At 68.7% G+C, this 22,891-nt stretch carries 19 protein-coding genes, 2 tRNA genes and 1 pseudogene; 16 read left to right on the top strand and 6 right to left on the bottom strand.

What is annotated here, in order from left to right; translation table 11 throughout:
• Window positions 1-30: 30 nt before the first annotated feature.
• From gnd to BFN33_RS09995, 9 genes are all read left to right on the top strand, one after another.
• A complete protein-coding gene (gene gnd, locus BFN33_RS10035) occupies window positions 31-906 on the top strand; it encodes a phosphogluconate dehydrogenase (NAD(+)-dependent, decarboxylating) (RefSeq protein ID WP_069759535.1) in 876 nt (291 codons plus the stop codon).
• 66 nt (window positions 907-972) lie between these two features.
• Window positions 973-2,094, top strand: a complete 1,122-nt coding sequence (gene recF, locus BFN33_RS10030; RefSeq protein WP_069759534.1) for a DNA replication/repair protein RecF — start codon at window positions 973-975, stop codon at window positions 2,092-2,094.
• Window positions 2,091-2,633, top strand: a complete 543-nt coding sequence (locus BFN33_RS10025) for a DUF721 domain-containing protein (protein WP_069759533.1) — start codon at window positions 2,091-2,093, stop codon at window positions 2,631-2,633. Before recF ends, BFN33_RS10025 begins: the two co-directional genes overlap by 4 nt.
• 372 nt (window positions 2,634-3,005) lie before the next feature.
• Window positions 3,006-5,078: a DNA topoisomerase (ATP-hydrolyzing) subunit B gene (gene gyrB, locus BFN33_RS10020; RefSeq protein WP_069759532.1), complete on the top strand. Its 2,073-nt coding sequence runs from the start codon at window positions 3,006-3,008 to the stop codon at window positions 5,076-5,078.
• Between the two features lie 42 nt (window positions 5,079-5,120).
• Complete coding sequence (gene gyrA, locus BFN33_RS10015) at window positions 5,121-7,718, top strand: DNA gyrase subunit A (RefSeq protein WP_069759531.1); 2,598 nt, start codon at window positions 5,121-5,123, stop codon at window positions 7,716-7,718.
• Window positions 7,719-7,736: 18 nt separating this feature from the next.
• On the top strand, window positions 7,737-8,540 hold the full coding sequence (locus BFN33_RS10010; RefSeq protein ID WP_069759530.1) for a DUF3566 domain-containing protein: 804 nt from the start codon (window positions 7,737-7,739) through the stop codon (window positions 8,538-8,540).
• A gap of 111 nt (window positions 8,541-8,651) precedes the next feature.
• Window positions 8,652-8,728: transfer RNA gene (locus tag BFN33_RS10005), tRNA-Ile, on the top strand.
• A 261-nt stretch (window positions 8,729-8,989) separates the two neighbouring features.
• On the top strand, window positions 8,990-9,574 hold the full coding sequence (locus BFN33_RS10000) for an ALF repeat-containing protein (RefSeq protein ID WP_069759529.1): 585 nt from the start codon (window positions 8,990-8,992) through the stop codon (window positions 9,572-9,574).
• 366 nt (window positions 9,575-9,940) lie between these two features.
• Window positions 9,941-10,294 (top strand): VOC family protein, encoded by a 354-nt coding sequence (locus BFN33_RS09995; RefSeq protein ID WP_069759528.1) that lies wholly within the window; start codon window positions 9,941-9,943, stop codon window positions 10,292-10,294.
• 286 nt (window positions 10,295-10,580) lie between these two features.
• Here BFN33_RS09995 and BFN33_RS09990 read toward each other — a convergent pair whose 3' ends face one another.
• Window positions 10,581-10,916, bottom strand: a complete 336-nt coding sequence (locus tag BFN33_RS09990) for a DUF6344 domain-containing protein (RefSeq protein WP_069759527.1) — start codon at window positions 10,914-10,916, stop codon at window positions 10,581-10,583.
• A 339-nt stretch (window positions 10,917-11,255) separates the two neighbouring features.
• On the opposite strand from BFN33_RS09990, the gene BFN33_RS49610 reads away from it, so the two are divergent.
• Together BFN33_RS49610 and BFN33_RS09985 are read left to right on the top strand one after the other, a co-directional pair.
• Window positions 11,256-11,384, top strand: coding sequence for a DLW-39 family protein (locus BFN33_RS49610; RefSeq protein ID WP_003999697.1), 129 nt, complete (start codon window positions 11,256-11,258; stop codon window positions 11,382-11,384).
• 220 nt (window positions 11,385-11,604) lie between these two features.
• On the top strand, window positions 11,605-12,990 hold the full coding sequence (locus tag BFN33_RS09985; RefSeq protein ID WP_069759526.1) for a hypothetical protein: 1,386 nt from the start codon (window positions 11,605-11,607) through the stop codon (window positions 12,988-12,990).
• 1,867 nt (window positions 12,991-14,857) lie between these two features.
• On the opposite strand, the pseudogene BFN33_RS49605 reads toward BFN33_RS09985, so the two are convergent.
• Window positions 14,858-15,754, bottom strand: a pseudogene (locus BFN33_RS49605) (serine/threonine-protein kinase); the annotation flags it as partial.
• Between the two features lie 238 nt (window positions 15,755-15,992).
• Window positions 15,993-16,541 (bottom strand): DNA-binding protein, encoded by a 549-nt coding sequence (locus tag BFN33_RS09970; protein WP_031036313.1) that lies wholly within the window; start codon window positions 16,539-16,541, stop codon window positions 15,993-15,995.
• A 184-nt stretch (window positions 16,542-16,725) separates the two neighbouring features.
• Between BFN33_RS09970 and BFN33_RS09965 the strand changes: the two genes are divergently transcribed.
• A tRNA-Ala gene (locus BFN33_RS09965) sits at window positions 16,726-16,798 on the top strand.
• A 391-nt stretch (window positions 16,799-17,189) separates the two neighbouring features.
• Here BFN33_RS09965 and BFN33_RS09960 read toward each other — a convergent pair.
• Window positions 17,190-18,140, bottom strand: coding sequence for a glycoside hydrolase family 26 protein (locus tag BFN33_RS09960; RefSeq protein WP_069759523.1), 951 nt, complete (start codon window positions 18,138-18,140; stop codon window positions 17,190-17,192).
• 150 nt (window positions 18,141-18,290) lie between these two features.
• Window positions 18,291-18,992 carry a DUF5324 family protein gene (locus BFN33_RS09955; protein ID WP_069759522.1) on the bottom strand — a complete coding sequence of 234 codons (702 nt, stop codon included), beginning with the start codon at window positions 18,990-18,992 and terminating at the stop codon, window positions 18,291-18,293.
• Window positions 18,993-19,234: 242 nt separating this feature from the next.
• On the opposite strand from BFN33_RS09955, the gene BFN33_RS09950 reads away from it, so the two are divergent.
• Both BFN33_RS09950 and BFN33_RS09945 read left to right on the top strand, forming a co-directional pair.
• Window positions 19,235-19,768: a peptidylprolyl isomerase gene (locus tag BFN33_RS09950; protein WP_069759521.1), complete on the top strand. Its 534-nt coding sequence runs from the start codon at window positions 19,235-19,237 to the stop codon at window positions 19,766-19,768.
• Window positions 19,769-19,873: 105 nt separating this feature from the next.
• Window positions 19,874-20,752, top strand: coding sequence for a rhomboid family intramembrane serine protease (locus BFN33_RS09945; RefSeq protein WP_069759520.1), 879 nt, complete (start codon window positions 19,874-19,876; stop codon window positions 20,750-20,752).
• 243 nt (window positions 20,753-20,995) lie between these two features.
• Here BFN33_RS09945 and crgA read toward each other — a convergent pair whose 3' ends face one another.
• Complete coding sequence (crgA, locus tag BFN33_RS09940; protein ID WP_069759519.1) at window positions 20,996-21,250, bottom strand: cell division protein CrgA; 255 nt, start codon at window positions 21,248-21,250, stop codon at window positions 20,996-20,998.
• A 140-nt stretch (window positions 21,251-21,390) separates the two neighbouring features.
• Here crgA and BFN33_RS09935 point away from each other — a divergent pair, with 140 nt between their 5' ends.
• Complete coding sequence (locus BFN33_RS09935) at window positions 21,391-22,170, top strand: DUF881 domain-containing protein (protein WP_079140738.1); 780 nt, start codon at window positions 21,391-21,393, stop codon at window positions 22,168-22,170.
• Window positions 22,171-22,197: 27 nt separating this feature from the next.
• Complete coding sequence (locus BFN33_RS09930; protein ID WP_069759517.1) at window positions 22,198-22,887, top strand: class E sortase; 690 nt, start codon at window positions 22,198-22,200, stop codon at window positions 22,885-22,887.
• The last annotated feature ends 4 nt before the right edge of the window (window positions 22,888-22,891 follow it).

Here is a 22,891-nt window from a genome sequence, read left to right as displayed (position 1 = left end):
CTCACGCCACAGCAACCTAAGGAACCACTGATGGAGCTCGGTCTCATCGGCCTCGGCAAGATGGGCGGCAACATGCGCGAGCGGATACGCCGCGCAGGCCACACCGTGATCGGATACGACCGCAACCCGGACCTCGCCGATGTCCACAGCCTGAAGGAGCTTGTGGACGCGTTGCAGGGACCGCGGGTCGTGTGGGTGATGGTCCCGGCCGGCGCGCCGACCCAGGCGACCGTCGACGAGCTGGCCGAGCTCCTGGAGCCCGGTGACGTGGTGGTGGACGGCGGGAACTCCCGCTGGACGGACGACGAGAAGCACGCCGGGGAGCTGGCCGCCAAGGGCATCGGCTTCGTCGACTGCGGCGTCTCCGGTGGTGTGTGGGGCCTAGAGAACGGCTACGCGCTGATGTACGGCGGTGACGCGGAGAACGTCGCCAAGGTGCAGCCGGTCTTCGACGCCCTCAAGCCCAAGGGCGACGCCGGTGCGGTGCACGCCGGCAAGGTCGGCGCCGGCCACTTCGCGAAGATGGTCCACAACGGCATCGAGTACGCGATGATGCAGGCCTACGCCGAGGGCTGGGAGCTCCTGGAGAAGGTCGACTCGGTGACCGACGTCCGGGAGGTCTTCCGCTCCTGGCAGGAGGGCACGGTCATCCGTTCCTGGCTCCTCGACCTCGCGGTCAACGCCCTCGACGAGGACGAGCACCTGGACAAGCTGCGCGGTTTCGCACAGGACTCCGGCGAGGGCCGGTGGACCGTGGAAGCCGCCATAGACCACGCGGTGCCGCTGCCGGCGATCACCGCGTCGCTGTTCGCGCGGTTCGCGTCCCGTCAGGACGACGCGCCGCAGATGAAGATGATCGCGGCGCTGCGCAACCAGTTCGGCGGCCACGCGGTCGAGACGAAGTAATCCACAGGGCTGCGGAGCGATCCACAAGTCCGTAGTCCACAACCTGGGGGAGGTCGGCGACCGACCATGCACGTCACGCACCTGTCGCTGGCCGACTTCCGCTCGTACGCCCGGGTCGAAGTCCCGCTCGACCCGGGCGTCACCGCGTTCGTGGGCCCCAACGGGCAGGGCAAGACGAACCTGGTCGAGGCGATCGGCTACCTCGCCACCCTCGGCAGCCACCGGGTCGCCTCCGACGCCCCCCTGGTCCGGATGGGCGCCGACCGCGCGATCGTCCGGGCGCAGGTCAGACAGGGCGAGCGGCAGCAGCTGGTCGAGCTGGAGCTCAACCCCGGCAAGGCGAACCGTGCCCGGATCAACAGGTCCTCGCAGGTCAGGCCGCGTGATGTGCTCGGGATCGTGCGGACCGTGCTGTTCGCGCCGGAGGATCTCGCGCTGGTGAAGGGCGACCCGGGCGAGCGGCGCCGCTTCCTGGACGAGCTGATCACCGCCCGCTCCCCGCGCATGGCCGGCGTCCGCTCGGACTACGAGCGCGTCCTCAAGCAGCGCAACACCCTGCTGAAGTCGGCAGCGCTCGCGAGGAGGCACGGCGGTCGCTCGATGGACCTGTCGACCCTCGACGTGTGGGATCAGCACCTCGCGCGCGTGGGTGCCGAGTTGCTCGCCCAGCGGCTCGATCTGATCGCCGCGCTCCAGCCGCTGGCCGACAAGGCGTACGAGCAACTGGCGCCCGGCGGCGGCCCGGTGGCCCTGGAGTACAAGCCGTCCGCGCCGGGCGAGGCACACACGCGTGAGGATCTCTACGAGCAGTTGATGGCCGCGCTCGCGGAGGCGCGCAAGCAGGAGATCGAGCGGGGTGTGACCCTCGTGGGACCGCATCGGGACGATCTGCTTCTCAAACTCGGTCAGCTGCCCGCCAAGGGATACGCCTCGCACGGCGAGTCTTGGTCGTACGCGCTGGCGCTGCGCCTCGCGTCGTACGACCTGCTCAGGGCCGAGGGCAACGAACCCGTGCTGATCCTCGACGACGTGTTCGCCGAGCTGGACACCCGTCGCCGTGAGCGCCTGGCCGAGCTCGTCGCGCCCGGTGAGCAGGTTCTGGTGACGGCGGCGGTCGACGACGACGTGCCGCACGTGCTGACGGGGACGCGGTACACCGTGTCCGAGGGGACGGTGGAGCGCGTATGACCGACGAACAGCCCCCCGCCGAGATTCCCAAGCCCGCCGAGCCGTCCGGCGTCGACCTCGCGCGCGTGGCGCTCAGGGCCGCGAAGGAGCAGGCACGCGCGCGTGGGGACGCGGCGCAGCAGAAGCGCCAGGCCCGGCGCGGTGGCGGGCTTCGCTCCGGGGCGCGCGCCGACGGACGCGATCCCATGGCGTTCGGGGCGGCGATCAACCGCCTGATCACCGAGCGTGGTTGGGAGACTCCCGCCGCGGTCGGCGGGGTGATGGGGCGCTGGCCGCAGATCGTGGGCGAGGACGTGGCCAAGCACTGCGAGCCGGAGAAGTACGACGAGGACGAGCGGGTCCTGGTGGTGCGCTGCGACTCGACCGCGTGGGCGACGAACCTGCGGCTGCTCGCGCCCCAGCTGGTGGCCCGTCTCAACGAGGATCTCGGGCACGGCGCCGTGAAGTTGATCAAGGTGAACGGCCCCGGCGGCCCCCCTCGTCGCTACGGTCCGCTGCGCGCTCCCGGCAGTACGGGACCCGGTGACACCTACGGGTGATGGACATCACATCAAGGGCGTCGGCGGTGCCATCGAGGCATCGGCGGCGCCTTTGTCGTAGCCCCGTACGCGGTGGCGAATTCCGACCTGACTCCCAAGTAGCCATGGGTTGACAGCTCGAAGCGCTGAGCGCCTGCGTGAGCCTCTTGGAGCCCCGCTCCGTATATGGGGACCCGGAAGACGCCGGTTGAGGGCGGCACATGAGGACTCAGGTACCGGCAAACCCCCATCACTGTCGGCGCTACCGGTAGACTGGAAGCGAATCCCGCCCCAAACGTGGGGACCGCCCGGGAAACGCTGAGCAACGCTGATCAAGGCTTACCAACGCAACATGCCGCAGCCGCTCCGGCAACCCGCCGACGAGCCTGGCTCGTGCTGTGCCAGAAAGGGCGCTTCGTGGCCGATTCCGGCAACCCCAACGAGAACATCCCGTCCACCGACGCCGAGGCGACCTCGTCGAACGGCGAGGTAACCGCCTCGTACGACGCCAGCGCCATCACCGTCCTCGAGGGTCTGGACGCGGTCCGCAAGCGACCCGGTATGTACATCGGCTCGACCGGCGAGCGCGGCCTGCACCACCTGGTGCAGGAGGTCGTCGACAACTCCGTGGACGAGGCGCTGGCCGGTCACGCGGACACCATCGACGTGACGATCCTGGCCGACGGCGGCGTGCGCGTCATCGACAACGGCCGAGGCATCCCGGTGGGCATCGTCCCCTCCGAGGGCAAGCCGGCCGTCGAGGTCGTGCTGACGGTGCTGCACGCGGGCGGCAAGTTCGGCGGCGGCGGCTACGCGGTCTCCGGCGGTCTGCACGGCGTGGGCGTCTCCGTGGTGAACGCCCTGTCCAGCAAGGTCGCCGTCGAGGTCAAGACCGACGGCTACCGCTGGACGCAGGACTACAAGCTGGGCGTCCCGACGGCCCCGCTGGCCAAGCACGAGGCGACGGACGAGCACGGCACGTCGGTCACCTTCTGGGCCGACGGCGACATCTTCGAGACCACCGAGTACTCCTTCGAGACGCTCTCCCGCCGCTTCCAGGAGATGGCGTTCCTCAACAAGGGTTTGAGGATCAAACTCACCGACGAACGCGAGTCGGCGAAGGCCACCGCCGGAGCGGACGAGGCGGGCGCCGACGAGAAGGACGAAGTCAAGGTCGTCGAGTACTACTACGAGGGCGGCATCGTCGACTTCGTGAAGTACCTCAACTCCCGCAAGGGAGACGTGGTGCACCCCACCGTGATCGACCTGGAGGCCGAGGACAAGGACAAGCTCCTGTCCCTCGAGGTCGCGATGCAGTGGAACAGCAGCTACACCGAGGGCGTCTACTCCTTCGCGAACATCATCCACACGCACGAGGGCGGCACGCACGAGGAAGGCTTCCGCGCGGCGCTGACGAACCTCGTCAACAAGTACGCGCGCGACAAGAAGCTGCTGCGTGAGAAGGACGACAACCTCACGGGTGACGACATCCGCGAGGGTCTGACCGCGATCATCTCGGTGAAGCTGAGCGAGCCGCAGTTCGAGGGCCAGACCAAGACCAAGCTGGGCAACACCGAGGTGAAGACCTTCGTCCAGAAGGTCGTCTACGAGCACCTCACCGACTGGCTGGACCGCAACCCCGTCGAGGCCGGGGACATCATCCGCAAGGGCATCCAGGCGGCCACCGCGCGCGTGGCGGCCCGCAAGGCCCGTGACCTGACGCGCCGCAAGGGCCTCCTGGAGACCGCGTCCCTGCCGGGCAAGCTCTCCGACTGCCAGTCGAACGACCCCACCAAGTGCGAGATCTTCATCGTCGAGGGTGACTCCGCCGGCGGTTCGGCCAAGTCCGGCCGAAACCCCGAGTACCAGGCGATCCTCCCGATCCGCGGCAAGATCCTGAACGTCGAGAAGGCGCGGATCGACAAGATCCTGCAGAACCAGGAGATCCAGGCGCTGATCTCGGCCTTCGGTACCGGGGTCCACGAGGACTTCGACATCGAGAAGCTGCGCTATCACAAGATCATCCTGATGGCGGACGCCGACGTCGACGGCCAGCACATCTCCACGCTGCTGCTGACCTTCCTGTTCCGCTTCATGCGGCCGCTGGTCGAGGCCGGGCACGTGTATCTCTCCCGTCCCCCGCTGTACAAGATCAAGTGGGGCCGGGACGACGTCGAGTACGCCTACTCGGACCGCGAGCGCGACGCACTGATCGAGATGGGCCGGCAGCGCGGCAAGCGCATCCGCGAGGACTCCATCCAGCGCTTCAAGGGTCTCGGCGAGATGAACGCCGAGGAGCTGCGCATCACGACCATGGACCAGGAGCACCGCGTCCTCGGCCAGGTCACCCTCGACGACGCCGCCCAGGCGGACGACCTCTTCTCCGTTCTGATGGGCGAGGACGTGGAGGCCCGCCGCCAGTTCATCCAGCGCAACGCCAAGGACGTCCGCTTCCTCGACATCTGAGTCGGTCTCAGCTGACCGCACCAGGAAGGATCTTCACCCGCAATGGCCGACGAGAACACGCCCGTCACCTCTGAAGAGGGCGGCGTCATCGCCCAGCGTGTCGAGCCCGTCGGGCTCGAGACGGAGATGCAGCGTTCGTACCTGGACTACGCGATGTCCGTCATCGTGTCCCGTGCGCTGCCGGACGTCCGGGACGGTCTCAAGCCCGTCCACCGCCGCGTCCTGTACGCCATGTACGACGGCGGCTACCGCCCCGAGCGCGGCTTCTACAAGTGCGCGCGCGTGGTCGGCGACGTCATGGGCAACTACCACCCCCACGGCGACTCCTCGATCTACGACGCCCTGGTGCGCCTCGCCCAGCCGTGGTCGATGCGGATGCCGCTGGTGGACTCCAACGGCAACTTCGGCTCCCCGGGCAACGACCCGGCGGCGGCGATGCGCTACACCGAGTGCAAGCTCGCGCCGCTGTCGATGGAGATGGTCCGTGACATCGACGAGGAGACCGTCGACTTCACGGACAACTACGACGGCCGCTCCCAGGAGCCGACCGTCCTGCCGGCCCGCTTCCCGAACCTGCTGATCAACGGCTCGGCCGGTATCGCGGTCGGCATGGCGACCAACATCCCGCCGCACAACCTGCGCGAGGTCGCTTCCGGCGCCCAGTGGTACCTGGAGAACCCGGAGGCCTCCCACGAGGAGCTCCTGGACGCCCTCATCGAGCGCATCAAGGGCCCCGACTTCCCGACCGGCGCGCTGGTCGTCGGACGCAAGGGCATCGAGGAGGCGTACCGCACCGGTCGCGGCTCGATCACCATGCGCGCGGTCGTCGAGGTCGAGGAGATCCAGAACCGCCAGTGCCTGGTGGTCACGGAACTGCCGTACCAGACCAACCCCGACAACCTCGCGCAGAAGATCGCCGACCTGGTGAAGGACGGCAAGGTCGGCGGCATCGCGGACGTCCGAGACGAGACGTCGTCGCGTACGGGCCAGCGGCTCGTGATCGTTCTGAAGCGTGACGCGGTCGCCAAGGTCGTACTGAACAACCTGTACAAGCACACGGACCTGCAGTCGAACTTCGGCGCCAACATGCTGGCGCTCGTCGACGGCGTCCCCCGCACCCTCTCGCTCGACGCGTTCATCCGGCACTGGGTGGCGCACCAGATCGAGGTCATCGTCCGCCGTACGAAGTTCCGGCTGCGCAAGGCCGAGGAGCGGGCGCACATCCTGCGCGGTCTCCTCAAGGCCCTGGACGCCATCGACGACGTCATCGCGCTGATCCGGCGCAGTGACACCGTCGACATCGCGCGCACGGGCCTGATGGAGCTCCTGGAGATCGACGAGATCCAGGCCAACGCCATCCTCGAGATGCAGTTGCGCCGCCTCGCCGCCCTGGAGCGCCAGAAGATCGTCCAGGAGCACGACGAACTCCAGGCGAAGATCACCGAGTACAACGAGATCCTGGCCTCGCCGGTCCGCCAGCGCGGCATCGTGAGCGCCGAACTCACCGCGATCGTCGAGAAGTACGGTGACGACCGCAAGACCATGCTGGTGCCCTACGACGGCGACATGTCCATCGAGGACCTCATCGCCGAGGAGGACATCGTCGTCACGGTGTCGCGGGGCGGTTACGTCAAGCGCACCAAGACCGTCGACTACCGCGCCCAGAAGCGCGGCGGCAAGGGTGTACGCGGTACGAAGCTCAAGGAAGACGACATCGTCGACCACTTCTTCGTCTCCACCACGCACCACTGGCTGCTGTTCTTCACCAACAAGGGCCGCGTCTACCGGGCCAAGGCGTACGAACTGCCGGACGCCGGCCGTGACGCGCGTGGACAGCACGTCGCCAACCTGCTGGCCTTCCAGCCGGACGAGGCGATTGCCGAGATCCTCGCGATCCGCGACTACGACGCGGCGCCTTACCTGGTGCTCGCCACGAAGGCGGGTCTGGTCAAGAAGACGTCACTGAAGGATTACGACTCTCCGCGTTCCGGTGGCGTCATCGCCATCAATCTGCGTGAGCGCGAGGACGGTTCTGACGACGAACTGATCGGTGCCGAACTCGTCTCGGCCGACAGTGATCTGCTTCTGATCAGCAAGAAGGCGCAGTCGATCAGGTTCACCGCCTCGGACGACACCCTGCGTCCCATGGGCCGTGCGACCTCGGGTGTCAAGGGCATGAGCTTCCGTGAGGGAGACGAGCTGCTCTCGATGAATGTTGTTCGACCCGGTACGTTCGTGTTCACTGCTACGGACGGCGGGTACGCGAAGCGGACCCCTGTCGACGAGTACCGCGTCCAGGGTCGCGGCGGCCTCGGTATCAAGGCCGCCAAGATCGTGGAGGACCGCGGATCGCTCGTCGGAGCGCTGGTGGTCGAGGAGACCGACGAGATCCTCGCCATCACGCTGTCCGGCGGTGTGATTCGTACGCGAGTCAGCGGGGTCAGGGAGACGGGCCGTGACACCATGGGCGTCCAACTGATCAACCTGGGCAAGCGCGATGCCGTGGTCGGCATCGCACGTAACGCCGAGGCGGGACGTGAGGCGGAGGAGGTCGACGGCGATGTGGCCGACGACGAGACCGTCGAAGGTGCCGCCGAGACCATCGGCACGGACGAGGGTGAGGCACCCTCGGTCGAGTAGCACGAGGAGAGAGTCATCGTGAGCGGAGCCACGGGCGCCGGATCGACCGGAACCTCTACGGGGTCTTCCCCCGGCTCGGAGGCGGACGGCGGCGGCCGTGGCTCTGCCGCGCGTGGGGCAGAAACGCAGCCAACAGATACGCACACGACTCAACTCAAGGCGATCAAGCCGCCCGCGACGGACTCGCGCTCGCCCGAGACTCATGGATCCCAGGGGGGACCTGTGACGGACACCCAGCCGCCGGCCCGGCCGACGGCGCCCGCCGCACCGCCGACGGCGGCGGCCCAGCCGCAGCCCGCGGTGCAGCCCCAGCCTTCGCCCTCTCCGCTGCCGGGGGAACGCCGGCCGCAGCAGCAGGCCGGTCCGTACCACCCACCGCAGGCCTACCCGACGCAGGCCACCCCGGCCGGTGCCGTACGCCGCCCGCGCACCGGCGCGCGCACCATGCCCCGTACCCGCAAGGCACGTCTGCGGGTGGCCAAGGCCGACCCGTGGTCCGTCATGAAGGTCAGCTTCCTGCTCTCCATCGCGCTGGGCATCTGCACGATCGTCGCGGCCGCCGTGCTGTGGATGGTCATGGACGCGATGGGCGTCTTCTCGACGGTCGGCGGGACGATCTCCGAGGCGACCGGCTCGAACGAGTCGAACGGCTTCGACCTCCAGGCGTTCCTCTCCCTGCCGAACGTCCTGATGTTCACGTCGATCATCGCGGTCATCGACGTCGTCCTCGCGACGGCTCTCGCGACCCTCGGCGCGTTCATCTACAACCTCTCCGCGGGCTTCGTCGGCGGCGTCGAGCTGACGCTGGCGGAGGACGAGTAACGCTGCCTCAAACCTGCGGAGGCGGTCCTCGGAGAACCGATTTTGGGACTGCCCACGTCGTGCGCTAATCTTCAGGAGTCAGCGCGCGGGACACACCCCGCAGAGCGCGGCGGGGCTATAGCTCAGTTGGTTAGAGCGCATCCCTGATAAGGATGAGGCCACAGGTTCAAATCCTGTTAGCCCCACCAGCACGAAGGCCCCCAGGCGAGCACGCCTGGGGGCCTTTGACATTTACGGCAGACATCAGCCGATGATCGGCCCGCACCGGGAGGGGGCGCCGCCGACCGCGGGCCCGTGGTGGCGTGCGCGGGGGGTGGCGTCCAACTTGTTCCTGCACCGGCAAGCAGGAACGGCGTAGGTTGCCGGATCAAGGCCCTGCGCCGGCTCAACCCCCTTTGGGAGAATCCCAGCACCGCACTCCTTGAAGACGACAAAGGTGGTTCGACCTCATGAGATCGACTCGCGTGATCCTCGCTGTGGCCGCAGGCGCTCTTGCCCCGGCGCTGTTACTCACTACGCCGTCCATGGCCGCCCCCATCGCCCCCGCTGTGACCGCCGCGACGGCCGACTCGCCCTACGACGAGATGAGCGCGGACGACCTGCGGGTGGCGATATCCCGCATCCTCGCCGACCCCGACAGCGGCAAGCGCGTGATCCGGGAGGCGAACGCGCTCCTCGACAGCGGCACCGTGGAGGAGATGCGCGCTTGGCTGGAGACGGGCTACCCCCTCGCCCAGGCCGAGGACGACCGGGTCGCGCTCGCCAGGATTCTCGCCGACCCGGACAGCGGCAGGCGCGTCCGTGCGGAAGTCAACCAGCTTCTCGACAACGACAATCCCCAGCAGACGCGCGCCTGGCTGGAGACGGGCTACCGCCTGGCCCAGGCCGAGGACGACAGGGTCGCCATTTTCCGGCTCCTCGCCGATCCCGGCATCAGCGACGCCCTGCGCGCAGCGGCCGGCGCCGCCCTCGACGACAACACCCCGGAAGCGCTGCGCCACTTCCTGGAGGTCGGCCAGTACGAGGTCGACTAGCGGCCGGTCCGACGGATCACGTTCTGAGCGTGGGGCACCCTGCGTCGACTCCTTGTCCGTGAGCCCCCGGTGTCGCCGGCTGGGTTGATGTCCCTCTCACGGTTCCTGCTTCGGCACCGTCGATGAGCCGGACCGCCCCGCCGCGTGACACCAGCAGCTGACACCAGCAGACGCGAACCAGCCCAGTCACTGCCGTATCGCGGACGTCCGCCCTGCGGTCAACGGCGAAGATTCGTGGCTGAGCAATGCCTGTGACCGACCAGCCCCACCAGCACGAAGGCCCCCAGCCGATCTTGGTTGGGGGTCTTGTCATCGTCGGCGAATATCAGTCGCGGAGGCCGCCTCGCGCGTGCCTAGACTCGGCAGATGACCTTGGAATGGGAACAGGTAATCGTTCACTCGGTGGATCCGGCGGCCCTGGGGCAGTGGTGGGCCGAGGCTCTTGGCTGGGTGGTGGCTCACACGTCCGATGACGAGTTCGAGATCCGCCCGGAGCCGGACCGCCTGCCAGGGCTGGAATTCGTCAGGATCGCCGAGAGCAAGAAAGTCAAAAGTCGGCTGCATCTCGACTTCAGGCCTGATGACCAGGCCGCCGAGGTGGCTCGCCTTGAAGCTCATGGTGCCAAGCGTGTCGACATCGGTCAGGGTGACCAGTCGTGGGTCGTCATGGCGGACCCTGAAGGCAACGAGTTCTGTGTGCTGGGCCAACGGCGTCAGTGAGAACGCCTGAGCGGGGGCTGGGGCCGGCGCACACGGATGGCGTGTCCATCGTGTGCTGCGTCGTCCGAAGCCCGTCCTCCTGGCTCCACCGGACACGAAGACCTTCAGCCGGTTCCGGTTGGGGGTCTTCGGCGTACGGGCGGGTGTTTCCGTGCGGTGCTGTGCGCGACGTCGTCATTTCTTCAGCGCTTCTTTTATGCGTCTTCGGTGCGTCTTTGCGGAGTCTTTGATGCGTATTCAATGCGTTTAGGCGTTTTATCGCGTACTGCAATAGTGCGTAGCGACGTCAGGCACAGTCCGCTGCAGCCGGTTCGGCTGGGTCCGCTTCCGTGGTTGCGGCCGCGTCGGTGTCGGCGAGGGAGCGGGAGCGGCAGCTGGGGGTCTTGCCGTGGGCCTCGGCCCGGATGCGCTGCTTCATCGTGGGAGGCAGGGATCTGACGTAGGACCAGAGGCCATGGGCCATCGCCAGGGGCTCCGGGTGTGCGACGGCGCTGTTGCGGGCCGGCTGGGTCTGCGGTACGGCAGCGGCGGCGGTCGTCGTGATGAGTCCGAGCGCCGTGAACAGCGCGAGGAAGGCGGTGATGACGACGGTCCACAGCTTCATGACCTTGTTCAGGGCCATGGTCCCTCACTTTCGGGTCGGTCGATTTGCGTACTTTCCTCATGATGTGTATGGGCGTCGCGAAATCACGGACCCGGGCCTGTGGCGCGTCGATCTTCGGATGAACACCACACGGATGGGTGCATAGAAGAGGAAAAGCGGAGAAATGCGGTTGACAGGGGCTGAAGTGACCGTCCGTGGAGGTGTGATCACCCTCTGATCGGAGGTCTCTGCTCCGCTTCTACTGGGCCGTCCGCGACGGGAGTTGAGGGCCGGGACGCAGGTCACCGATCGGTATCGGTCGGTGTGTATAGTCGGGCGCCAGAGGTCCCCTACGTCAAGGAAAGACGAGGTCGCGCGGTGAAGAAGCTTCTCCTGGTCGCACTGGCCGCCATCGGCGGGCTCCTCGTGTACCGCCAGATCCAGGCGGATCGCGCCGAGCAGGATCTGTGGACGGAGGCGACTGACTCCGTGCCCACGGGTTCGTGAGTACCGAGATCCGATTCTGAACAGACCCCGGCCGTTGTTGCGGTCGGGGTTTTGTGTTGCCCGGGGCCGGCGACCGGGGGTTTCGGATGGTCCTACGGATTGCGAGGGTGCGTGGCGGTCCTGCGGGGCAGGATGGGCCACGGTCGGCCGCACAGGTGGTCGAGTCGCATCGATGGACGGTCGTAGGAGCTCGGGCGCGGGCACGGAGGGGTGGCGCGGGATGGGGCGGCGTACGGCGTGGTGGCAGTTGGCCGTCGTGGGGATCGTGCTGGGCGCGGTAGCTGGTGCGCCGGGGTCTCCTGGCTTCGCCGCCTCGGCCTCGCCCTCCACATCTCCCCCCGCCTCTGCTTCGTCCTCCGTCTCTCCTTCTTCCTCCGCTACGACTTCCTCGTACGCCTTCGCCGAAGGCGCCCCGTCGATCACCGGAGCGGCGGACACCGCGGACGCCGAGAGCCTTGAACCCGGCACGACCTACCGGAGTTCGCTGCCGAGTGACGGCAAGGTCTACTACCGCCTCCAACTCGACGGCACGTCGACCGTGTACGTCGCCGCAACGGCCGTACCCCCGACGAACCTGGCGGTCACCCCCACCGAAGGCGTCAGGGTGTCCGTGCAGGACGCCGACGGCCGTTCCTGCTCCGCGGCGGACACCGCCAGCATCGGCGCCGGCCGCAGCCCGCGTCCCCTCACCGTGTGGGGCGCTCGTCAGCTCTCGCCGAGCCGGTCGCTGTGCCAGGGCGCCGGTACGTACTACGTCGTCGTCGAGCGGGTGCTGCGCACCGAGTCCTCGCCGGGCGACTGGGACCTGGAGCTCGCGCCCGTGCTGGAACCGCGGTTGCGGAAGACCGGTTCCACCAGTGCGCCCGAGGCCTGGGACTCGGCCACGCCCTCGCCTCCCGCCGGCGCTGCCGTGCGGGTGCGCGGCGGCGGGGGGTTCGGCTCGGCGACCGCGCTGGAGCAAGGGGTCTGGCGCGACGACGTGAGGCCCGGGCAGACGCTGTTCTACGAGGTGCCGGTCGACTGGGGACAGCAGGTGTACGCCACTGCCGACCTGAGCAGTTCGAGCAGCAGCGGGACGGGTGGGGGATTCGTGCCGGGCGGCGTGAATCTGGCGCTGTACAACCCCGTGCGCGGCCTCGTCGACGACACCAGCATCAGTTACAACGGCAGCCAGAAATCGGGTGCTCTCGCTGCACTGCCGCCGGTCGGGTACGACAACCGGTACGCCGTTTCCGACCGGGTGAACGGGATGCGGTTCGCGGGGGCCTATTACCTCGTCGTGCATCTCGCTGCGCGGGTGGGTGAGGAGTTCGGTGACGGGCCGGTCGGCCTGATGCTGCGTGTGCGGGTGAAGGGGGAGGCGACGGTCGGGCCCGGTTACGCGGGACAGTCCGAGCCGTCGGGAATCTTCCAGGTGGGGCTGCTCGGGAGGGGCTCCGGGGCGGCGGGTGAGGCGGACTCGAGCGACGGTGACGGTGGTGGGGGCGGCGGTGGTGATGCCGGAATGAGGCTGGTGGCCGTCGGGGGGATCGGGGCGGGGACCGTGGTGTTGGTGGTGCTCGGGGTGTGGGTTGTGGTGGGGCGGCGGAGGGCTGCCGGGGTGTAGGGGGCGGGGCTGCCTGGGCGGTTGGCTGCGGGCCGCGGACCTGCCGGGGTGCGGGGTTCATGGGGTGCTGGGGCTTGGGCATACCGGGGCGGGGATTCCGTGGTTCTTCGGATCACGAGTGGCTGCCTTGCCGCAGGTCGGTGCCTGCGTGGGATGTCGGGCGCGGGTGAGTCAGGACCGTGGCTGAGTCGGGCTACGGCTGGGTCCCCCTGCGGTTGGTGCGGGCCTGCAGGTGATTCAGGACTGCAGGCGCCCGTGGGACGAGCGGCTTGGGATTGCGGCCGCCCGAGGTGCCGGGCCCTCAGATCTGGGTGAGTGCCCAGAACCCCACGGCGTAGCAGGCCAGGGCCAGCAGCAGGAGGGGGATCGCCACCTTTGCGGGTGGGCCGCTGCGGCGTGCTCGCGAAAGTGACGGGGCGGGGGGTGGAACCTGCGGGCTCTGAGCGGTGTACGAAGCAGTAGAGGGATCAGCTTGGGGCTGGTGCCGGACTGGTGTCGGGGTCTGCGCGGGGAAGCGTGGGGCGTGGGGTTGGGCGGAGGGCAGGACATGAGTGGGGGGTGTGGGGTCGTGGGAGGAGACGTAGGCGGAGTGGGCCGGGGCGGGCTGGTACGGCTGTGCCTGGGCCTGCGGGTGGTAGTGATGCGGTTGTGCCTGGCGCTCCGGTGGGGTGGAGGGCTGGGAGCCGGAGTCTGCGGGCCGGGGTGGTGGCAGATGGAAGCTGCCGGTGTCCGATACCGAGGGCGGCTGGGTGGGGGCGGGCGGGGCGTACTGCACGGGCCAGGGTGTTTGGGAGCCCGTTCCGGGGGCGGTGGCCGGGAAGGACGCGTCGTTGCCTCCCGCACCGGTGTTGGGGTGAGCGGCCGGGGCGTGGGTGCCTGGGGAGGACAGGGGGCCCGCCTCGTCGGCCCAGGGCGGCTGGTTGGCGGGTTCGGGCCATGGCGCCGGGTTCGTTTCCCTGGGCCAGGACGTCGAATTCGCCTCACTCCGCCAGGGCGGCGTATGTCCTTCGACAGGCGGAGATACGGGACTGCTCTGTCGGGCATGCCGAGCGGCCTTGCTGCCTTCGCTGAGCCAGGGCGCGGCGTTACTTTGCCCGGGCTGGGGAGGTTCGCTTCTCTCACTGGGCCGGGGCGACTCGCTGTCCTCGGGTCGGAGGGCTGCTTCGTTGCCTTCGCCGGGCCAGTAGGGGACCTCGCTCGCTTCCCGGGGCTGGGAGGAGACTGGCCCATTCCCGTCGCCGGGCCGGAATGGGGCCACGTCCGCTTCACCGGGCTGGGAGCCCACCCCGTTTCCCTCTCCGAACCAGGAGGACGCTCCACCGCTCCCATTGGCCGCACCGGGCCGAGAAGTCATGCCGTGGCCCTGACCGGGCCAAGACGACGCCCCGTCCACCTCACCGGCACCGGAGGCAACATCGGCATCGGCACCGAATCCAACACCGGCACCAGAGCCGGCTCCCGCCCCAGCACCAGCGCTGGGTCCAGCAGAAGCACCGGAGCCGACACCGGCGCCCGGTCCAGTGCCGGCGCCCGGCTGAACACCGGCGTTCGGTCCAGCACCGGCGCCCGATCCCGTACCGGCCCCCGGCCCAGCACCGGCCCCACGCCAGTCAGCCGCCCCGTCCCCTCCGCCGACGGCAAAAGCCCCCGAGGTTCCTCCGCCCCGGCGGGAAGGCGCACCACTCCCTCCGTCGGCGCCGGAAGGCACTCCGCCTCCGCCGACTCCGGAGGGCACCCCGCCTCCTCCACCCCCGGAGGGCACCCCGCTCCCCCCGGCGCCCCAAAACGACCCCCCGCTCCCGTCACCGGTCCCGAAGCGTGGATCTCCCCCCGCCCCGGAGGCCCCGTTCCGTGTCCTGCTCGGGTCCACGCCCGGGGCTCGCTTGAGGGGGCCTTCCGGGCCGAACCCGGGAGGCAGGGAGCCGAGTTGGTCGAAGATTTCGATGGTCTCGTCGTCGGGGCCGGGCTCCGGGAGGAGTTCTCTGGCGGCGGCGAGTGCTTTGCGGGCCCCCGTGGCGGTGCGGAAGCGGGCCTGGGGATCCGGCTGGAGGAGCGAGGCCACGACCTGCCAGAGCGGTTCGGGGACGCTCTGAGGTGCTCCGGGAGTGCCATGGGTGGCGAAGTACTCGATGAGTGCCTTGGCGTCGGGCTTGGCGCCCTCCAGGAGGTACAGCGCGACCAGACCGACGGCGAACAGGTCGGCGGGGAAGTCCGGTTCCGCGCCCATCATCTGCTCGGGGGCGAGATAGCCGGGCGTGCCCACGACGAGGTTGGTCTCGGTCAGGCGTGGTTCGCCCAGCCGCATGGCGATGCCGAAGTCGGACAGCCGCAGTCGTGGGCGGGCGGTGCCGGTGGCTTCGAGCAGGATGTTGGCGGGCTTGATGTCACGGTGCACGACACCTTCCGCGTGCACCGCGGCCAGCCCCGCGAGGAGTTGGTCGAGCAGGGTGCAGACGAACACCGGTGGCAGGGGTCCGTAGTCCCCGACCAGATGGACCAGCGAACCGCCGGCGACCAGGTCCATGGTGAACAGGACCTTGTCGTCATCGGCGGCCCAGCTGGCGGGCGCGAGGACATGGGGGTGATCGATCCGCAGGGCCTGTTCGCGGACGAAGCGCAGCAGGGAATGCGCGTCGCTCTGCAGCAGGACCTTGGCGGCCACATAGCGGCGGCGCCGGTGGTCCCAGGCACGCCAGACGGCGCCGACGCCTCCGCGTCCGATCGGATCGGCCAGCTCGTACCGGCCGGCGAACACCTCACCCATGACTGCGCGTCGCTCCTCCCCCTGCGGTTACCCCCCTTGCTTCCCCCTCGATGAGCGATACGACCCCTCGTGGCCTCCCGGATGAGAGATACGGCCCCGTGTTCCTCGTCTCCTCGGCGGCTGACACACCCCCGTGTGTCAGCCCCCGGCGAGAAGCGCGACCCCCTCGCGCTCCTCCGTGCTGCCTGCACATCCACGACCCGGCTGCCGAACCCCCTTCGGCCACCGGGCGGACGGCTCAGTTCTGGTGGGACTGGTAGTGCGTGACCGCGTCCGAAGTGCGGCCGGCGCCGTAGACCCGGAGGAACTCTGCCAGTTCCGGGTGGGTCGGGGCGAGGGTGTCCGCCGCGTCGATTATGTCTCCGGCGGCGGCCACCGAGCGCAGCAGCGACTGGATCTCGCGGACGACCCGTTTGACCGTCGGCGCTCCCGAACTGCTCGTCGTGGTCGTGGTGTTGCTGAGCACCGAGCCCCCCTGCGACTTCTTGATCTCGTCCATGCGCTCGGTCGCCTCGGCCGCGCTCACGCTGCCGTCCGCGACCTGCCCCGCCAGGTCCTGCAGCAACTGCACCCGCTGGACCACGGCGGGATTACCGATCTTCGCCCGCTGACCGCTCATCAGCTGAGACAGCATCGGAGCCGACAGCCCCAGTACCCCCGCGAGACGAGCCTGGTTGAGGCCCAGGTCGTCTATGAGCTTACGGAAGAGCGCCCCCAGCGGCTCCCCATACCAGTTCCGCTGCAGTTCCCGCGCTCTTGCGGTCGCTTCCTGCTGTGCGGCGTCCATGTGCGTCTCCCCATCGCTTCCCCAAAAAACCGTGGTTCGCGACAGCGAACCACGCCGAGCATCTTACGGAGAGTGGTCGTTCGCGGGGACCCCCAATCTTTTTGCGGAATACCCGGGGTGACCCGGTACTCTGGTCTGCGACGCCCACCGGTAAGTGGTTTTTCCGGCGGACGTCTCTCTTCCCGGGGCCTTAGCTCAGTTGGTAGAGCGCTGTCTTTGCATGGCAGATGTCAGGGGTTCGACTCCCCTAGGCTCCACTTCAGGAGACCCCTCCGACCTGCGGATACGCGGGCGGAGGGGTTTTTCGTGTGCCACCGACGCCTGGGCCGCGGTCCGCACCGAGAACGCGGTACCGCCGACCCGCTCACCACCCGCCCGCAGGACGCAGGCCACGTGGCTGACGCCGCGTACCAGGGGCCCCGCGGTGCCTCCTCCGGGACTATGGCGACTCCATCACCGAGGGGCTCGGCGACCCGGGATGCTCTCGTCATCGTCGAGCCCCGCGCCATCCCACTCAGCAGCCCCAACTTCCACAACTCGGTGGTGATCCGGAACCCCCGGGCCGCACCCTGAGAACCCCGCCCACCGGTGAGTAAAGCAGCCGAGGAAGTCACACGGCACTCCGCGGGCCGGCGCGGACCCACCGGCCTACCTCATCAGGGAGCGGTAGGCCGCCGACGACCTCGGATGGGCCCGGCAGCCCCACACTCCGTGCGGGCAGTAGTCGGTGATCGCCTGGTAGAGGGGGCGCTCCCGGGCGAACCAGGTGAGCATGCCGTACACGTAGGCCGGGTTGTCACCGTTCTCATACAGGCCCCACTCCTGGTACGAGAACGGTTTGCCGTGGGCGCGGGCGAAGCGGACGTGGGCGAGCAGGCCGTACGGCTCGCTCACCTGGTCGGTGAAGCTCAGGCCGCGCGGGGCGTCGTAGGCGTCCATGCCGACGATGTCGACGACCTCGTCGCCCGGATAGCAGCGCGGCCACGGGATCGCGTCGCGGCCGCGGTTGGGCGTGAACTCGAAGCGGAAGCGCTGACCGGGTACCGAGCGCATCGCGCGCACGATCCTCGTCCAGTACGCCTTCCACGCGGCCGGATCGGGGGCGCAGCGGTGGGTGTAGGTGGTGCCGTTCATCTCCCAGCCGAGCACGATGATCGTGTCCGGGACGCCGAGAGCCGTCAGCCGGCGGGCCAGGGTGCGGAAGTGGCCGTCGTAGTCGCCGTCCGCCCCGCGCCGCAGCTCGGTGCGGACCGCACTGTCGGGGAGGTCGGCCTCGGTGCGTTCCAGCATCGGCACGTCGAGGACGAACATCCGCCGCGGGTCGGCCCGCCGCCATGACGCCCAGGACTCCAGATAGTCCGGCGCGCCCTCGATGTTGCTCCAGCGGTCGCCGGGCAGATACACGTGCCCGACACGGGGTGCGGGCCCGCCGAGCCAGGCGCCCAGTTCGCCGAGACGGCCCACGTCGGCGGGCTCGTAGCCGACGTACGCGCCGTACGCGGAAACCGCCGAGGGCTCGGGGGCGCGAGCGGTGCAGGCCGAAGCCAGGAGCAGCAGTACGGCGGCCAGGGCGGCCGGCCCACGGCGCGAGGGCTTCATCAGGGCGGCGGTCCATCCGGTGCGAAGACATGTCCCTGCGAACTGTGACGCACGCAGGCCCTGCCGCACCGGTTGGCTCACACCGTCGGGTGAACACGACGGTGGGGCGGAAAACTTCCGCCCCACCACTGGTACACGCCGATGTCGGCGTCAGCGCCCTTCGTCGTGCTTTGCGGCGTCCTCCTCGGCCTCCTTCGCCTGGACCTCCGGATCCAGGACGGACTGACCGCTGCCGTCCACGGACGTCAGCCGGCCCGTCTCGGGCACCTCGGTCGCGGCGGGCGGCTCGACCAGCCAGTCGGGGTTGGCCTGCTTGTCCCACCACTTCCAGGCGGCGAAGGCGCCCCCCGCGACGAGACCAGCGACCGCCAGCGCCTTGGCAAGGCGTCCTGCACGGGCCCGCCGCTCGTGCTTGCGGACCAGCTTCTGGACCTCCTTGGCCGTGATCTGCCCCCGCAGTGCGGCCAGCGCGGCCACGCTCCGGGCCGTGGCCTCATCGCGGACCGGACCGGCCGCGGCGACGGCCTGCTCGATCATCGGGCGGGAGTAGTCGGCGGCCTGGCGGGCCGCCTTGCGGGTGCGTACGGCGGCCTCGTGGGCGGCCTGGTCGACCTTCGGCGGAACATGCGTGCGGGCCTGCTCCAGGCGCGGCGCGACATGGGCGCCGTACTGGACACGCGCCTGATCGGCCGCCTGCGAGACCTTCGGCGCGAGCCGTACGCGCGCCTCCGTCGCGTAGTGCGAGGCCTTGTCCTTGGCCGTGTCGGCGTAGGGCGCCACCACTTCCGCGGCGTGCAGCACGCTGTCCTTCGCCGAGCCGGTCGCGGCGCGCACGCTGTCGATGCGGGTCACGGGATCCTCCTCCTCGGTGGCGTATGGTATTTCGACTTTCCACCCTTTTACGGATCATGCCTGCCGGAGTGCAGCCCGGCACCTGAGGGCGGGCATCCGGATCAATAACGGATGAATACGTGGCAACAGGAGCTTGTCGACGACAATGCCACGGATCGCCGCTCCGCGCCCCTGCCCGGACCCTCCTCGGCCGGATCCGTGCGAGGATCGGTCGGGCACAAGCAGACAACGGAAGGCAGATCGTGGCCGAGCAGCTTTACGCCACCCTGAAGACCAACCACGGCGACATCGAAGTCCGGCTTCTGCCGAACCACGCCCCGAAGACGGTCAGGAACTTCGTCGAACTCGCCCAGGGCGAGCGCGAGTGGACGCACCCGGGCACCGGGGAGAAGTCCACCAAGAGGCTCTACGACGGCACGATCTTCCACCGCGTCATCAGCGGCTTCATGATCCAGGGCGGCGACCCGCTGGGCACCGGCATCGGCGGCCCGGGCTACGAGTTCGAGGACGAGTTCCACCCGGACCTCGGCTTCAACAAGCCCTACCTCCTCGCCATGGCCAACGCGGGCCCCGGCACCAACGGCTCGCAGTTCTTCATCACCGTCTCCCCGACGGCCTGGCTGAACCGCAAGCACACCATCTTCGGCGAGGTCACGGACACGGCCAGCCAGAAGGTCATCGACGCCATCGCCGGCGTCAAGACCACCCGCCCCAACGACCGGCCCGTGAACGACGTCGTCATCGAGCAGGTCGTCGTGGAGACCCGCCAGGGCTGAGCCCCGGGCGACCACCACGAAGGGAACCAAACGCCCCGCTCAACCGTAAGGATGAGCGGGGCGGTGCACGTGGGCACGACGACTCAGGGCGACTTAGGGGATGGCATGAATCAGGAGGCGGGCAGCACACCGGAGGCCCAGAACCTGCCTGGCTGCTACCGGCACCCGGACCGTGAGACCGGCATCCGCTGCACCCGCTGCGAGCGCCCGATCTGCCCCGAATGCATGGTCAGCGCCTCCGTCGGCTTCCATTGCCCCGAGTGCGTGCGCGAGGGGGGCGGACCGGCTCCGACCGCGGCGAGGCCCCGCACCATCGCGGGCGGGACGGTCACGGCCGACCCCCGGCTGTTCACGAAGATCCTGATCGGGATCAACGTCGCGGTGTTCATCGCCATCCAGGCCAAGGATTCCCTGGCGACTGACCTCAGCCTCATCGCTGCCTGGCCGCCGGCGCCGTTCGCGCCCACCGAGGGAGTCGCGGACGGGCAGTACTACCGCCTGGTGACCTCGATGTTCGCGCATCAGGAGATCTGGCACATCGGCTTCAACATGCTGAGCCTGTGGTGGCTCGGCGGCCCACTCGAAGCGGCCCTGGGCCGCGCGCGTTATCTCGCGGTCTACTTCGTCTCCGGTCTCGCGGGCGGCGCCCTGGCCTATCTGCTGGCCGATCCGGGCACTCAGACGCTCGGCGCCTCAGGCGCCATCTTCGGCCTCTTCGGTGCGACCGCTGTCCTGATGCGGCGGCTCAACTACGACCTGCGGCCGATCATCGCCCTCCTGGTGATCAACCTGATCTTCACCTTCGGCTGGAGCAGCATCTCCTGGCAGGCCCACATCGGCGGACTGGTTGCCGGTGTCGTCACCGGGTACGCGATGGTCCACGCCCCACGGGAGCGGCGGGCGCTGGTGCAGTACGGCACCTGCGCGCTGGTCCTGCTGGTCATCGTGGGCATGACGCTGTTCAGGACCGCCCAGCTGACCTGAGCGGGCCCGTTGTCCACAGCGAGTGCCGGATCTTGTGCATACAGTGCCAGAACAGCTGTGCTCCCTGGTGCTGACCTGCGTTTGGGCAGGTCAGGCAGGGGGCGAACAGGCTTGCGGGGGCTGGTGCGATGGTCGTACCGGCGTCAACGCTCGATGGGTTATCCACAGATCGTCGTCTTTTCCCCAGGTCCTGTGGAAATTGCTCCAGGCTGTGGATAACTCAGCGGATACCCCTGGGGAGAGCTACTTCCACTGGGTGGAGACGCCGAATCCGGCGGCGATGAAGCCGAAGCCCACCACGATGTTCCAGTTGTCCAGAGCGTCGATGGGGAGCGAGCCGTCCGTCACATAGAAGACGACGATCCAGGCGAGCCCGATGAGGAACATGGCCAGCATCACGGGGGCTACCCACGCGCGGCTGGTCAGCTTGATGGCGGTCGCCTGCTTCGCCGGGGGCGGCGTGTAGTCGGCCTTCTTGCGGATACGTGACTTCGGCACGAGGGTCTCTCCTGTCGATGCGCTGCGTGGCCGCGCAGGTAACTGGTCGGGCTCGGGGCAGCGTACAAGGGGACACTGAGTGCTCCCCCGGGCGTCCGTTAGCGTAGTGCTTCCGTAGCGCCGAAGGAGATAAGGGTACGTTGAGCAATTCTGCCGACTCACCCCAGTCCGGATCCAGTCCTGTCCGCAGGCGGGGTTTCCGGCCGGTGAGGGTGCTCACGGTGGCCGTCTTCGCTCTCGCGGGACTCATTTTCTTCACGAGTTTCAATACGGCCAAGGGCACCAACATCCGCACGGACGCGTCCCTGCTGAAGCTCTCGGACCTCATCCAGGAGCGCAGCCGCAGCAACGGCGGGCTCGACGAGTCGAACGGCTCGCTGCGCCGGGACGTCGAGGCGCTGGCCGAGCGCGACGACGGCAGCACCAAGGCCGAGGACGACAAGCTCGCCGCCCTGGAGGACAGGGCGGGCACCCAGAAGATCAAGGGGAAGGCGGTCACGGTAACGCTCGACGACGCCCCGCCGAACGCCACCGCCAAGCTCCCCGGCTACCCCGAGCCCCAGCCCGACTACCTGGTCATCCACCAGCAGGACCTCCAGGCCGTGGTCAACGCCCTGTGGAAGGGCGGCGCGCAGGGCATCAAGGTCATGGACCAGCGGCTGATCTCCACGAGCGCCGTGCGCTGTGTCGGCAACACCCTGATCCTCCAGGGCCGTGTCTACTCGCCGCCGTACAAGATCCAGGCGGTCGGTGACCCCGGGAAGCTGAAGCAGGCGCTCGCGGACTCCAAGGCGATCCAGAACTACATGGTCTACGTCAACGTCTACGGCCTCGGCTGGAATGTCGTCGACGACGGCACGGTGACTCTTCCCGGCTACTCGGGCACAGTGGATCTGCAGTACGCCAAGCCCGTGGAGTGAGCACGGTGTGAGCCCCTGGAGCCGCCGGTGCGTGTCGTCGTCAGGACCGTCAGCGAGCTGTGCATCACCGTCGGCGCCCTGATCGTGTTGTTCGTCGCCTATGTGCTGTTCTGGACCGGTGTGAAGGCCGACACCGTCATGGACGACCAGATCGACCAGTTACAGAACCAGTGGTCCAAGGGGAGCGTGCAGCAGCCGAAGGTGACGGCCGGTGCCACCGCGACTCCGGCGGAGCCGGCGCCGTACCGGAGCGGGCAGCCCTTCGCGATCATGTACATTCCGCGGCTTGGTTTCACGTGGAACAAGCCCGTGCTCGAAGGCACCCGGGTCGGCACCCTGAAGAAGGGGCTCGGCCACTACGCGAACACCGCGCAGCTCGGCCGGCGGGGCAACTTCTCGGTCGCCGGGCACCGGCGCACCTACGGGGATCCGTTCAAGGACTTTCCGAAGCTTCGGCGCGGTGACGCGGTCGTCCTGACCGACGGGACCACCTGGTTCACGTATCGGATCGACAAAGGGCCATACAAAACAGTGCCCACCGACATTGAGGTGATCGATCCTGTGCCACGTAAATCCGGGTACACGCGGCATGGCCGCTATCTCACGCTGACCACGTGCGATCCGGAGTGGGGACACAGTCACCGGCTGATCGTCTGGGCACATCTGGACTCCACACAGCCTGTGGAGGACGGCAAGCCTGTTGCCCTGCGCCGTTAGTCTG

The organism is Streptomyces sp. LUP47B, from assembly GCF_001746295.1.
Classification (GTDB): domain Bacteria; phylum Actinomycetota; class Actinomycetes; order Streptomycetales; family Streptomycetaceae; genus Streptomyces.
This window is presented reverse-complemented; position numbering and strand designations above follow the sequence as displayed.

Coding starts and splice junctions, on each gene's coding strand:
- BFN33_RS09945 (WP_069759520.1), top strand. CDS start 19,874: ATGAATCAGGAGGCGGGCAGCACACCGGAGGCCCAGAACCTGCCTGGC.
- recF (WP_069759534.1), top strand. CDS start 973: ATGCACGTCACGCACCTGTCGCTGGCCGACTTCCGCTCGTACGCCCGG.
- BFN33_RS09960 (WP_069759523.1), bottom strand. CDS start 18,140: ATGAAGCCCTCGCGCCGTGGGCCGGCCGCCCTGGCCGCCGTACTGCTG.
- BFN33_RS09995 (WP_069759528.1), top strand. CDS start 9,941: ATGACCTTGGAATGGGAACAGGTAATCGTTCACTCGGTGGATCCGGCG.
- BFN33_RS10000 (WP_069759529.1), top strand. CDS start 8,990: ATGAGATCGACTCGCGTGATCCTCGCTGTGGCCGCAGGCGCTCTTGCC.
- BFN33_RS09970 (WP_031036313.1), bottom strand. CDS start 16,541: ATGGACGCCGCACAGCAGGAAGCGACCGCAAGAGCGCGGGAACTGCAG.
- gyrA (WP_069759531.1), top strand. CDS start 5,121: ATGGCCGACGAGAACACGCCCGTCACCTCTGAAGAGGGCGGCGTCATC.
- gnd (WP_069759535.1), top strand. CDS start 31: ATGGAGCTCGGTCTCATCGGCCTCGGCAAGATGGGCGGCAACATGCGC.
- BFN33_RS09990 (WP_069759527.1), bottom strand. CDS start 10,916: ATGGCCCTGAACAAGGTCATGAAGCTGTGGACCGTCGTCATCACCGCC.
- BFN33_RS10025 (WP_069759533.1), top strand. CDS start 2,091: ATGACCGACGAACAGCCCCCCGCCGAGATTCCCAAGCCCGCCGAGCCG.
- BFN33_RS09985 (WP_069759526.1), top strand. CDS start 11,605: ATGGGGCGGCGTACGGCGTGGTGGCAGTTGGCCGTCGTGGGGATCGTG.